The sequence below is a fragment of the Mesorhizobium argentiipisi (SeqCode) genome (genome assembly GCF_037179585.1).
Lineage (GTDB): Bacteria > Pseudomonadota > Alphaproteobacteria > Rhizobiales > Rhizobiaceae > Mesorhizobium > Mesorhizobium argentiipisi.
In genome coordinates this window covers 287,648-299,861 of the sequence record NZ_JAPYKO010000001.1, presented here as the reverse complement: position 1 = coordinate 299,861, position 12,214 = coordinate 287,648, and the positions used below count along the sequence as shown (strand labels likewise).

The 12,214-nt window shown below is 64.0% G+C and carries 11 protein-coding genes and 1 pseudogene; 7 read left to right on the top strand and 5 right to left on the bottom strand.

Annotation, left to right across the window (positions count from 1 at the left end; translation table 11 throughout):
* Positions 1-25 precede the first annotated feature (25 nt).
* Both O7A05_RS01290 and pcaQ read right to left on the bottom strand, forming a co-directional pair.
* Positions 26-1,342 (bottom strand): ABC transporter substrate-binding protein, encoded by a 1,317-nt coding sequence (locus O7A05_RS01290; RefSeq protein ID WP_337091142.1) that lies wholly within the window; start codon positions 1,340-1,342, stop codon positions 26-28.
* A 181-nt stretch (positions 1,343-1,523) separates the two neighbouring features.
* Complete coding sequence (gene pcaQ / locus O7A05_RS01285; protein WP_337091140.1) at positions 1,524-2,441, bottom strand: pca operon transcription factor PcaQ; 918 nt, start codon at positions 2,439-2,441, stop codon at positions 1,524-1,526.
* A 92-nt stretch (positions 2,442-2,533) separates the two neighbouring features.
* Here pcaQ and pcaD point away from each other — a divergent pair, with 92 nt between their 5' ends.
* From pcaD to pobA, 6 genes are read left to right on the top strand one after another with little or no spacing between them, the layout of a single operon-like run.
* A complete protein-coding gene (gene pcaD, locus O7A05_RS01280; RefSeq protein WP_415926938.1) occupies positions 2,534-3,346 on the top strand; it encodes a 3-oxoadipate enol-lactonase in 813 nt (270 codons plus the stop codon).
* The gene (pcaC, locus tag O7A05_RS01275; protein WP_337091137.1) at positions 3,339-3,737 is read left to right on the top strand and encodes a 4-carboxymuconolactone decarboxylase; all 399 of its coding nucleotides are present in this window, start codon (positions 3,339-3,341) and stop codon (positions 3,735-3,737) included. Before pcaD ends, pcaC begins: the two co-directional genes overlap by 8 nt.
* Positions 3,730-4,482, top strand: a complete 753-nt coding sequence (gene pcaH, locus O7A05_RS01270) for a protocatechuate 3,4-dioxygenase subunit beta (RefSeq protein ID WP_337091136.1) — start codon at positions 3,730-3,732, stop codon at positions 4,480-4,482. Before pcaC ends, pcaH begins: the two co-directional genes overlap by 8 nt.
* On the top strand, positions 4,482-5,096 hold the full coding sequence (gene pcaG, locus O7A05_RS01265; RefSeq protein WP_337091135.1) for a protocatechuate 3,4-dioxygenase subunit alpha: 615 nt from the start codon (positions 4,482-4,484) through the stop codon (positions 5,094-5,096). The genes pcaH and pcaG overlap by 1 nt, the downstream gene beginning before the upstream one ends.
* Before the next feature lie 11 nt (positions 5,097-5,107).
* The gene (locus O7A05_RS01260; protein ID WP_337091134.1) at positions 5,108-6,160 is read left to right on the top strand and encodes a 3-carboxy-cis,cis-muconate cycloisomerase; all 1,053 of its coding nucleotides are present in this window, start codon (positions 5,108-5,110) and stop codon (positions 6,158-6,160) included.
* The gene (pobA, locus tag O7A05_RS01255; protein ID WP_337091132.1) at positions 6,160-7,332 is read left to right on the top strand and encodes a 4-hydroxybenzoate 3-monooxygenase; all 1,173 of its coding nucleotides are present in this window, start codon (positions 6,160-6,162) and stop codon (positions 7,330-7,332) included. The genes O7A05_RS01260 and pobA overlap by 1 nt, the downstream gene beginning before the upstream one ends.
* A 68-nt stretch (positions 7,333-7,400) precedes the next feature.
* Here pobA and O7A05_RS01250 read toward each other — a convergent pair.
* The 3 genes and pseudogenes from O7A05_RS01250 to O7A05_RS01240 form a co-directional block, all read right to left on the bottom strand.
* Positions 7,401-7,511, bottom strand: a pseudogene (locus O7A05_RS01250) (hypothetical protein); the annotation flags it as partial.
* Positions 7,512-9,084: 1,573 nt separating this feature from the next.
* A complete protein-coding gene (gene dgoD, locus O7A05_RS01245; protein WP_337091130.1) occupies positions 9,085-10,233 on the bottom strand; it encodes a galactonate dehydratase in 1,149 nt (382 codons plus the stop codon).
* A 14-nt stretch (positions 10,234-10,247) separates the two neighbouring features.
* Entirely contained in the window at positions 10,248-10,937 is a 690-nt protein-coding gene (locus O7A05_RS01240) for a FadR/GntR family transcriptional regulator (RefSeq protein ID WP_337091426.1), read from the bottom strand.
* A 270-nt stretch (positions 10,938-11,207) separates the two neighbouring features.
* Between O7A05_RS01240 and O7A05_RS01235 the strand changes: the two genes are divergently transcribed.
* Entirely contained in the window at positions 11,208-12,200 is a 993-nt protein-coding gene (locus O7A05_RS01235; protein ID WP_337091129.1) for an arabinose ABC transporter substrate-binding protein, read from the top strand.
* Positions 12,201-12,214 lie beyond the last annotated feature (14 nt).

The following is a 12,214-nucleotide window of genomic DNA, read 5'->3' as shown; positions in this document are numbered from 1 at the left end:
GTTCACGATGCAGTCCCTCGACAGATCAGCCGTTGTAAGGCTGGAGCTTGGCCCCGACCGGCACGTTCGGGTCGGTGGCGTTCTCGGTCACGACATAGTCGAGCGGGAATTTCGAGCCTTCCTTCGCGGCCACCCATTGCGTGCCGATGATCGGGCCGGGCGAGACATTGGCGACCGGGCCGCTGGTGAAGTCGACCTTGCCGATCATGGTCTCGGTCTTCAGCGTGCTCAGCGCCTTGGCGACCGCCGCCTTGTCCTTGGCGTTGGCGCTCGCCTTCAGGGCTTCGAAGCCGGCGTCGAGCAGCGACATCGAGGCGCCGAGCTGCTGTGTCCACTGCTTGCCGCTCGTCGCCTCGTAACCGTCGGCAAGCTCGGTGCCGGAGACGCCGGTCAGCGGTGACTTGTAGGGGAAGGCCTTGTGCCAATAGGCGGCGCTGGAAATTTTCGTGCCGAGATCGCCGAGCGCCTCGATGTCGGAGGGGAACAGGCCGGTCTTGGCGACCTGGGCGATCTTGATCTGCCGTGTCAGGCCCTGCTGCGCCGCCTGGCGCCAGAAGGCGGCGAAGTCGGGCGGGATCGGGAAGGAGTTGAAGATCTCGACGCCTTCCTGCTTGAACAGCGCGATCTGCGAGGAATAGTCGGTGGTGCCGGTCTCGTAGGCGCCGGGATCGACGATCGTGAAACCCTGCTTGGCCAGAAGCGGCGCAAGGTTGGCGCGGATGGCGTTGCCGTCGGCGTCGTTCGGATACATGACGCCGACCTTCTTGTTGGTCTCGATCAGGTTCCACTGCGAAATGTAGGTCTTGAAGAATTCGCCGACGCCGAAGCCGAAATGATAGGTCCATTTGAAAGGCGAGGGCGCGCCCGGCTTGGCGCCGCGGCCGAAATACCAGGCCTCCCACGGCATGACCGTCGACAGGCAAGGCACGCCGGCTGCTTCGCAGGCATCGGCGACCGGGTTGATCACCTCGGGCGTGGAAACGGCCAGCATCAGGTCGATGGCCTTGTTGTTGATCAGGTCTTTTGCCAACTGGCCGGCACGCGACGGATCCGACTGAGTGTCCTGGTCGAGGATCTCGACGCTGTATTTCTTGCCGCCAAGCTCGATGCCGTTGGCCAGAGCCTTGCGGGCAAGATCCAGCACGTAGCCGTCGGTCTCGCCGAATCCGGCGAGCGGGCCGGTGCGAGGGCTGACGAAGCCGACCTTGAGCGTGTCGGCGGTTTGCGCGAAGGCGCTGCCGCGGCCGAATGCCAGTGCGGCGCCGCCCGCCACCGAAGTGGCGATGAACTGGCGCCGTGAAATGCCCGATATGGCGGGCTTGCTGCCGATGATGCGAGACATGTGCTCCTCCCTCAGTCGCCGTTCGACACGACGGCAAACGGGTCTTCCGTTTGCGGCCGGACGGCACGGCTTTCGATCCTCCGAAGGCCACATTGCACTAGCAGTTTGGTTCGGTAAAATGATATTTTACGGTGTTTCATTAACCACTGGGTTAGTGGAATTCGAACCGACAAGCCGATCGTCAGGCGTGGTGCCGCGCCGCCTCCCGGATCGTCTGCAACAGGATGGTGAAGGCCGGCGAGGGGGCGGTGTCGGTGCGCATGGTCAAGCCAACCGGCCCTTTGGTCTCTTCCGTGTCCACGGGCAAGGCGACGAAGGCGCCGCTGGCGATCTCATTGGCGACGACGCCGGCCGAGATGATCCAAACGGCATTGCTCTGCCGCATGAAGGAGCGGCCGAAGGAATCGGACACCGTTTCGATTTCCGTCGCCGGCGCGGTCATGCCGTTGGTTATGAAAAGCCGGTCGACGAAAGGCCGGATGACGGATTCCCGCGTCGGCATCAGGACCGGAAATTCGTCGAGCCGCGCGAAGATGTCGGCCTCCGGTTCGGCCAGCGGATGTCCGGCGCGCACCACGAACAGCACCTGCTCCGAATAGAGATGCTCGAAGAAGAAGCCGGTCATGTGCTCCGGCGCCGCGAGCCGGCCGACGACGAGGTCGAGCGCGCCGACGCGCAGCTGTTCGAGCAGCACCGCATTCTCGCCGGTGACGATCTTGAGCGCGGCGCCGGTGTTTTCCTCGAGGAACAGGTTCATGGCGAGCGGCATCACCCGCGCCGACACGGTCGGCAGCGCGCCGATCCGGATCGGGTCGCGATTGAGGGCGCCGTCCTGGCGCACGGAATCGACGCCGCGTTTCAGCGCCGAAATCGCCGAGCCAGCATGTCCAAGGAAGATTTCGCCGAGACGCGTGATGCGAATACCGCGCCCGTCGCGCTCGACCACGGCGACGCCGAGCGCTTCTTCGAGCTCACGCAAGGTCTTGGTCACGGCCGGCGCGCTGACATGCAGGAAGTCGGCCGCGCGCGCGACGCTGCCTTGCCGCGCGACTTCGAGAAACGCCTGAAGATGGCGGAAGCGGATCCGGCTTTCGACCATGGTTCGATAACCTCAGAGTTAATGAAACGCCGCAAAATATCATTTTACCGAACCAAACCGCTCGTGCAATGTGGCTTCGGAGGATCGAAATCGTGCCATTCGTCAGCATAGGCGGCGTCACGCTGCATTACCGCCATATCGAGGCGACCGGTACGTCGCGCCCGATCATCTTCATCAATTCGCTGGGCACCGATTTTCGGATCTGGGACGACGTCGTCGCGAAACTGAGGAGCGAAATGCCGATGCTCGTCTACGACAAGCGCGGTCATGGGCTGTCGGATATCGGCGGCGGCGTACGCTCGATCGACGACCATGTCGACGATCTCGCCGCCCTCATCGACCATTTCGGTTTCGACAAGGTCGTGCTCTTCGGCCTGTCCGTCGGCGGCATGATTGCGCAGCGGCTCTATACCCGCCACCCCAAATGTGTAGAGGCTCTGATCCTCAGCGACACGGCGCACAAGATCGGCACCGCCGAAAGCTGGAACACGCGCATCGCGACTGTCGAGCGTGACGGCATCGAGGCGATCGCCGAAGGCATCATGAAAGTGTGGTTCACGCCGCAATTCCATGCCAAGCGTGCGGCGGACCTGGCCGGCTGCTGCAACATGCTGACCAGGCAGGCTTTGTCTGGCTACATCGGCACCTGCATGGCGGTGCGCGATGCCGATTTCACCGAAAGCGCGCGGCGCATCGCGGTGCCGACGCTTTGCATCGTCGGCGACCAGGACGGTTCGACGCCGCCGGATCTTGTCCGCTCGCTGGCCGGAATGGTCCCCGGCGCGCGCTTTGAAGTGATCCGCAATGCCGCGCACATCCCGTGCATCGAGCAGCCCGACGCGCTCGTCAGCTTGATCCGCGATTTCGTCGCCTCGTTGCCTGAGGAAACGTCTGCCCATGGATGATATCACGAAGAACCGCTACCGGACGGGTCTCGAGGTCCGCCGCTCCGTGCTTGGCGATCCCCACGTCGACCGCGCCGAGGATGCCGCGACCGATTTCGACCGGCCGTTCCAGCAGTTGATCACCGAAGCCGCCTGGGGAACGGTATGGGCGCGGCCCGGCTGGTCGAAGCGCGAGCGCTCGATCGTGACGCTGGCGCTGCTTGCAGCGCTCGGCCATGACGAGGAGGTGGCCATGCATGTGCGCGCCACCGCCAATACGGGCGCCTCGCGCGACGATATCTGCGAGGCCTTCCTGCACGTCGCGATCTATGCCGGCGTGCCGGCCGCCAACCGCGCCTTCAAGATCGCCAAGCAGGTGTTCGCGCAGATGGATGGAAGCGCCCATGGCTGAGCGGGGCTCCAACCAGTCGCCGGAAACCGGCGCCTTCTTCCAGCGCGATCGCCAATGGCATCCGCCGGCGTTGACGCCGAACTACAAAAGCTCGGTGCTGCGTTCGCCGCAGAAAGCGCTGCTGTCGTTCGACAACACGCTGTCGGAATTGACCGGCCCGGTGTTCGGGCATGCGATGCTCGGCGAGCTCGACAACGACCTGATCCACAATTTCGCCAGACCCGGCGAGAGCGCCATCGGCGAGCGCATCATCGTTCATGGGCGGGTGCTCGATGAGCGCGGCAAAGGCGTGCCCGGCGTGCTGCTCGAATTCTGGCAGGCCAATGCCGGCGGCCGCTACCGCCACAAGAAGGACGGCTATCTGGCGCCGCTCGACCCGAATTTCGGTGGCTGCGGCCGCGCCATCACCGGCGAGGACGGCGGCTATGCCTTTCGCACGGTCAGGCCAGGTCCGTATCCATGGCCGAACGGTCCGAACGACTGGCGGCCGGCGCATATCCATTTTTCCGTGTTCGGGCACGGCTTCGCCCAGCGGCTGATCACGCAGATGTATTTCGAGGGCGATCCGCTGATCTGGCGTTGCCCGATCGTCGGCGGCATTTCCAACAAGGAAGCGGTCGAGGCGCTGATCGCCGCGCTCGACATGCAGTCGACGATCCCGATGGATGCGCTCGCCTACAAGTTCGACATCGTGCTGCGCGGGCGACGCTCGACGCTGTTCGAGAACAGACCGGAGGGCAATTGATGGCACAGTCGCTCGACCGGCTGAAGGAGAGCCCTTCGCAGACCGCCGGACCCTATGTTCATATCGGGCTGACGCCCAATTTCTGCGGCATCGGCGGCGTCTATGCGAGCGATCTCGGCTCGTCGATGATCAACGACCAGACCAAAGGCGAGCGCATCGAGTTGCGCATCCGCGTGCTCGACGGCACCGGCACGCCGCTGAAGGACGCGCTGGTCGAGATCTGGCAGGCGGATGCCGATGGGCTCTACAATTCGCCGGCCGAGATGCGCGGCGCCGCCCACCCGAATTTCCCTGGATGGGGCCGGCAGCCGACCGACATGGAAACCGGCATCTGCCTGTTCCGCACGATCAAGCCGGGCCGGGTGCCGTTTCGCGACGGGCGGCTGATGGCGCCGCACATCACGCTGTGGGTCGTGGCACGCGGCATCAATATCGGGCTCAACACCAGGCTCTACTTCTCCGACGAGGAGAAGGCCAATGCCGAGGACCCGATCCTTGCCCGCATCGAACATCGCCTGCGCGTGCCGACGCTGATCGCCGAGCGCCAGGCCGATGCTTACGTCTTCGACATCCATTTGCAGGGCGAGAAGGAGACGGTCTTCTTCGACAGCTGACCGTGGCCGCCATGACCGTTTCGCCCTTCGACCATCCGCTGCTTTCCGGCCTGCTCGGCGACGAGGAGGCGGCCAGGCATTTTTCCGTCGAAGCCGACATTGCCGCGATGCTCGCTTTCGAGCGGGCACTCGCCGAGGCGGAAGCCGAGTGCGGCGCGATCCCCCGCGATGCGGCGGCGGCGATCGTGAAAGCGCTGGCGGCGTTCCGGCCGGATACGGCGAAGCTGCGCGCCGGAGTTAGCAGAGATGGCGTCGTGGTGCTGGAGCTGGTGCGTCAGATCAAAGCGGCCGTTGGCGTGCCACACGATGCATACGTTCATTTCGGCGCCACCAGCCAGGATGTGATCGATACATCGCTGGTGCTGCGCCTGCGTGAGACGGTCGAGCATGTCGGCCTGCTGCTCAGCGAGAATGTCGTGCGGCTCGCCGGACTCGCAGAGGATTTCGGGGGCAGGGCGATGATGGCGGTGACTCGCATGCAGCCGGCGATACCGATCGTCGCGACGGATCGGATCGCTTCCTGGCGAGCGCCGCTCCAGCGTCACCAGGAACGCTTGAAAGAGTTCTCCGGCCGGCTGTTGGCGGTGCAGTTCGGCGGTGCCGCCGGCACGTTGGAAAAGCTCGGCGACAAGGCCGCCGCAGTGCGGGCCGCGCTTGCCGCGAAGCTCGGCCTTGCCGACGCGCCGCAATGGCATAGCCAGCGCGACGTGCTCGCCGAGTTCGCCGGCTGGCTGTCGCTAGTGACCGGCAGCCTCGGCAAGTTCGGTCAGGACGTCGCGCTAATGGCGCTCACGGGCACCGACATCAAGCTCACCGGCGGCGGCGGCTCGTCGGCGATGCCGCACAAGCAAAATCCAGTGAAGGCGGAAGCGCTGGTCGCGCTCGCGCGCTTCAACGCAATCCAGCTTTCCGGCATGCACCGGGCGCTGGTGCATGAGCAGGAGCGCTCGGGTTCGGCCTGGACGCTGGAATGGCTCATCCTGCCGCAAATGGTCGTGGCGACGGCGGCCGCGCTTAGGCTTGCGGCCGAGTTGGCCGCTCAGGTCGAGAGCCTCGGTCATTGATGCGCACGCAGGTCGCCATCATTGGGTCCGGACCGTCCGGCCTGTTGCTCGGCCAATTGCTTGCCACGATCGGCGTCGAGACAATCATCCTCGAGCGGTCGAGCCGCGAGCATGTGCTTGGCCGGGTGCGCGCCGGTGTGCTCGAACAGGGCACGGTCGACCTGCTCGGCGAAGCGGGCGCGGCGGACAGGCTGCATGCCCAGGGCCTGCCGCATGCCGGCATCTCGCTCGCCTTCGGCGGCCGCGCGCATCGCATCGACATGACGGCGCTAACTGGCGGCAAGCACGTCACCGTCTATGGCCAGACCGAGGTGACGCTCGACCTGATGCAGAAGCGCGAAGCGGCGGGTCTCCTGACCGTCTTCGAAGCGTCGGACGTCGCGCTGCATGATTTCGGCGGCGCGTCACCCTTCGTCACCTACGACAAGGATGGCGCCACCCATCGCATCGACTGCGACTTCATCGCCGGTTGCGACGGCTATCACGGCGTCAGCCGCCGCTCGGTGCCAGAGGGCGCGCTGAAGACGTTCGAGCGGCAGTATCCGTTCGGCTGGCTGGGCGTGCTGGCCGAGGTGCCTCCGGCCGACCACGAGCTGGTCTATGCCAACCACGAGCGGGGCTTTGCGCTCTGCTCGATGCGCTCGCCGCAGCGCAGCCGTTACTATGTGCAGGTTCCCGCCGAGGAGCGCGTTGAGGCCTGGTCAGACGGCCGTTTCTGGGACGAGTTGCGCCGCCGCCTGCCGCCGCAGACGGCTGCCGCCGTCACCACCGGTGCATCGTTCGAGAAGTCGATCGCGCCGCTGCGCTCCTTCGTTGCCGAGCCGATGCGTTTCGGCCGGCTGTTCCTGGTCGGCGACGCCGCCCATATCGTGCCGCCGACGGGCGCGAAGGGCCTGAACCTCGCTGCCAGCGATGTGCGCTATCTCTTTGCGGGGCTTCGTGAATTCTACCGCGAGAGTTCGGAAGTAGGGCTCGACGCCTATTCAGCCAAGGCGCTGGCGCGGGTTTGGAAAGCGGTGCGCTTCTCCTGGTGGATGACGACGATGCTGCACCGCTTCCCCAAGACCGGGGAGTTCGGCCAGCGCATCCAAGAAGCCGAGCTCGATTATCTCGTGCACTCCAAGGCCGCTTCGACGGCATTGGCCGAAAACTACGTCGGCCTTCCCTATTGAGGGTCGCCGAGCTCAGACGCGTTCGAGCGCGATCGCGATGCCTGACCGACGCCGGTGCACATGGTGACCTAGGCCAGCTTGCCACCGCGCTCGCGCAGCTCGAGCGCCGCCGTGCCGGTGATGCATGCCCCCGACATGCCGAGCGGGTGACCGAGCGCGATCGCGCAGCCATTCGGATTGCTAAAAGCTAGCTCTCTTCATGATCGGTAGGTTTCGCCAGGCCATACGAGATCATACGAAGGATATGGGTTGGCTAACCAGCCGCTAAGCCACTGATTTTCTTCGGGAGTCTTACACCCTCCAGGCCCACCATAACAACTCCATAAGCCATTGTTCTCGTTGCATTTTTTGAGAGTTGCCCGCAATTTGGACTCGAACCCCCTCTCGTTTGAAGAACCTCGAAGCGTTTTTACGGATTCAAGGACATCGAATCGAGCCAGTCGCCGCGAGTGCTGAACTTGAGCGACCGTTGTCGCGTTTCGGCGAAATCAGCGCGCTTCTGGTATTCAGTGATCAAGCTTCAGCGAATGGCAGCTTGCGTCCGATGTCGGCCATTCAAGCAGAGCTTTGCCTCCGTCCGGAAGCGGACATTGCAGGGTGACAATTCCGGAGGTCGTCGTACGCCAGAGGCAGACGAAGCGAAATCGAATCCGCCACCCTCAGTGCGCTTGGTTCGGCGCCTCCCAGCTACTGGGCGCCGGGGTCCATTCGGGCAGCGGCGCCAAGCTGCGGTTGAATTGCTCCGGGTCCGGGTAGAGATGCCTGCGTGCCACAGCGACCTGGCCGGCTTCGATTGCCTTCGGGCTAGGCGGGAAGGCGCTCTCGTTCTGGGGCTAGCGTGGGCCGGTCGAAATTCGCCAAGGCAAAAGCGGACATGGCCTGGACATGGGTAGTTGCTTTCAGAGGCACGGCATATCCATGCAGGTCTGGCGATCAAATTTGTCGGCAAGGTCTTCCGGAACGGAAGCTATGGCACCGCGACCAAGCCGCAAAGCAAAATTCGCCGGTGCAATGACTGCGGGAATCTGACCCATGGGAGGGAGGCCATGTCCAGGCACTTTTCTTGGATCAGCTAGACCGGCCTGAAATCTCCGCTACCAGCGCGATCTAGATGTCATCAGAAGCACGATCAATATCCAAGTCGCTACGCTTTAGGTAGGCGTCGGTGCCGCCCTTATCTCATGCGGTTTTACACCAGTCGGCTTGATTGGCGCATCCATGTTCGCCCATTTTGCCCCCACAACCCGGGCTTAGGCGGAATCAGGCAGGCACCACCCAGTCGGTGAAGAGTTCGACATAGTGATCGTAGTCGCGACTCTTCGCGCCATAGGAAATGCGGAAATCGATCTGTTCCTCGCCGAAGCGGGCCTTGGGCTCTGAGCCGATCAGCCGAACTGCGGCGCCCGCATGGTGTGACTGCCAGTCGAAAAGCTGTGGCCAGCCACTTGCTTGCCAGAGATGGTAGACAGGAGATTGTCAACGCGCTCTCGGTGCGCGCCCGCTCGAGGAGCTCTCCTGCATCACGAATGCGGTCGAAGCCCTCCGATACCGCCGTATGATAGATCCGTCCCCACGAGGTCAAGGTAAGCATCCTGCCGCGCGCCAGCCGGTTCAGTGGGGAGGGCGCCCCCATCGATCGGCATGCTCAAGTTGCTCAGATGATCGCGCCACGCGCGCCGCTCGGGAGATGTTGCTTGCACTTCCTGCCGCACCGGTCGTCTCGCAAACCAATCCGTCGGAATCTTGGCCGGCCTACCACTCGGCGAATGAGCCGTCCTGGTGGCGCCAGACCGGATTGCGCCAGCGATGTCCCTCCCTGGCGCGCTCCTTGACATAGTCCTCGTCGATCTCGACGCCCAGTCCGGGTCCGTCGGGAATTGCGACATAGCCGTCCTGATAGCGGAACACGTCCTTGTTGGCGGCGTAGTCGAGCAGGTCGTTGCCGGCGTTGTAGTGGATGCCAAGGCTCTGCTCCTGGATGAAGCAGTTGTAGCTTACGGCGTCGAGCTGCAGACAGGCGGCAAGCGCGATCGGCCCAAGTGGGCAGTGCGGCGCCACAGCCACGTCATAGGCTTCCGCCATCGCCGCGATCTTGCGGCATTCGGTGATGCCGCCGGCATGCGACAGGTCCGGCTGGATGATGTCAACGACCGCCTCCTCGAACACCGATTTGAAGTCCCATCGGCTGTAGAGCCGTTCGCCGAGCGCGATCGGCGTCGAGCCGAGCGCCGCGATCTCCTTCAGCGCCTCGCGGTTTTCGCTGAGCACCGGCTCTTCGATGAACATCAGCCGGTATGGCTCCAGCTCCTTGACCAGGATGCGCGCCATCGGCCGGTGCACGCGGCCGTGGAAATCGACGGCGATGCCGATATTCGGCCCGACCGCCTCGCGCACCATGGCAACGCGCTCTATAGCCGCGTCTATCTTGTCGTGGCTGTCGACGATCTGCAATTCCTCGGTGCCGTTCATCTTGAGCGCCTGGAAGCCGCGCGCCACCACATCTTTGGCGCCGTCCGCCACTTCCGCCGGCCGGTCGCCGCCGATCCAGGAATAGACCTTGATCGTCTCGCGCAGCCTCCCGCCGAGCAATTCATGCACCGGCACGCCGAGCGCCTTGCCCTTGATGTCCCACAGCGCCTGGTCGATGCCGGCAATGGCGCTCATCAGGATCGGCCCGCCGCGATAAAAGCCGCCGCGATGCATCACCGTCCAATGATCCTCGATCAAACGCGGATCCTTGCCGATCAGATAGTCGGCCAGTTCCTTGACCGCCGCTTCGACCGTCAGCGCCTTGCCTTCGACCACCGGCTCGCCCCAGCCGCTGATGCCGGCATCGGTCTCGATCTTGAGGAACAGCCAGCGCGGCGGAACGATATAGGTGGTCAGAGCGGTGATCTTCATGCGGCCGGCCGGTCTCAGTTGTTTTTCAGTTTCTTGGCGCTGACGAGATCGCGCGCGGCAAGGTCGAGTATCTTGTTCGCCGCGTTGCGCGCGGCGACGGCGTCCCGCATGCGCAAGGCCTCGACCACTTCGCCATGCGCCGCCGCCGCTTCCCTGCGCCTGACCGGCGAGATCGTTGCGGTGGCTTCCAGCGAAAACAACAGCGCCGTGTCGATCAGCTTGCCGATCTGGCGGAAGATCGGGTTGTGGCTCGCGCCATAGACGATCTGGTGGAAGACGATGTCGGAGCGCGAGAACTGCGTCAGGTCCTCGCCTGCGCCGGCCATGCCTTGCCAAGCCACTTCGAGATCGGCGATCTCCTGCAGCGACGCGCGCGTTGCCGCAAGTTCGGCGACCAGCGGCTCGATGGCGCGGCGGGTTTCCAGGATCGCGTCGAACAGCTTGTCGTCCAGCGCATGCGGCGCATGCCAGGCCAGCACCTGCGGGTCGATGATGTTCCAATTGTCCTGGTCGCACACCACCGTGCCGACGCGTGGCCGGGACAGCACCAGCCCCTTGGCCGCCAGCACTTTCAGCGCTTCGCGGATGACGGTGCGGCTGACGCCATATTCGATGCCGAGATCGTTCTCGGTCGGCAGTGACGACCCGGCCGGATACCGCCCGGAAAATATGTCGGAGGCGATCGCCTTGGTCACGTCGGGCATGACGCGCGGACGGCGCGCCGTCTCGCGCGTTTCCGTGTCTTCGTCAGCCTTCTTCGGTGTTTCGTTCACCTCAGCCCCTCCTCCAAGGCAGCGACCCTTCGGTTTGCGCGCAATTGGTCCGGCCTTAGCGGATGCGAGTGATTTACGCCAGCGACTACTCATCGGACTATCTATCTCATTTATCATACCAGATCAATTGACGGGTATGATAAAATTGATTACACACTGGCAATCCGGGCTAAGCGCCCGGCTGTTTGCTGGGAGGTAATCATGCGACTTTTGAAAACCGCGCTCGTCGCGGGTGCTCTCGCCGTCTTGTCGGTCACCACGATCGCGTCGGCCTACGCTCAGGACACCAAGATCGGCTTCATCGTCAAACAGCCGGAGGAGCCCTGGTTCCAGGATGAATGGAAGTTCGCCGACCAGGCCGCCAAGGAAAAAGGCTTCACCCTGGTCAAGATCGGCGCCGAGGACGGCGAGAAGCTGATGTCGGCGATCGACAATCTGGGCGCTCAAGGAGCGCAAGGCTTCGTCGTCTGCACGCCGGATGTGAAGCTCGGCCCCGGCATCGTCGCCAAGGCCGCAGCCAACAATCTCAAGCTGATGACGGTGGACGACCGCCTCGTCGGCGCCGACGGCAAGCCGCTGGAAGATGTGCCGCATATGGGCATTTCCGCCACCAAGATCGGCGAGGCGGTGGGTCAGGCCATCGTCGACGAGATGAAGGCGCGCGGCTGGAAAATGGACGAGGTCGGCGCGATCCGCGTTTCGTATGACCAGCTGCCGACGGCAGTCGACCGCGTCGAAGGCGCGATCTCGGTGCTGAAGGCCGCCGGCTTCAAGGCGGAAAACATCTTCGACGCGCCGCAGGCCAAGACCGATACGGAAGCCGCGCTCAATGCCGCGACCGTGGTGCTCAACGCCCATGCCGACATCAAGAAGTGGATTGCCTTCGGCCTCAATGACGAGGCGGTGCTGGGCGCCGTGCGCGCTTCCGAAAGCGTCGGCATTCCGGCGGACGGCATGATCGGCGTCGGCATCGGCGGCGCGGAATCGGCGATCAACGAGTTCAAGAAGCCGGCCGCCACCGGGTTCGTCGGCACGGTGATCATCTCGCCCAAGCGCCACGGCTACGAGACGGCGCTCGACATGTATGATTGGATCGCCAACAACAAGGAGCCGGCGAGGCTGACGCTGACCGCTGGCGCGCTGGCCAAGCGCGACGACTACCAGAAGGTGCGCAAGGACCTCGGCATCGAATAGTCCTCCCTGTACAA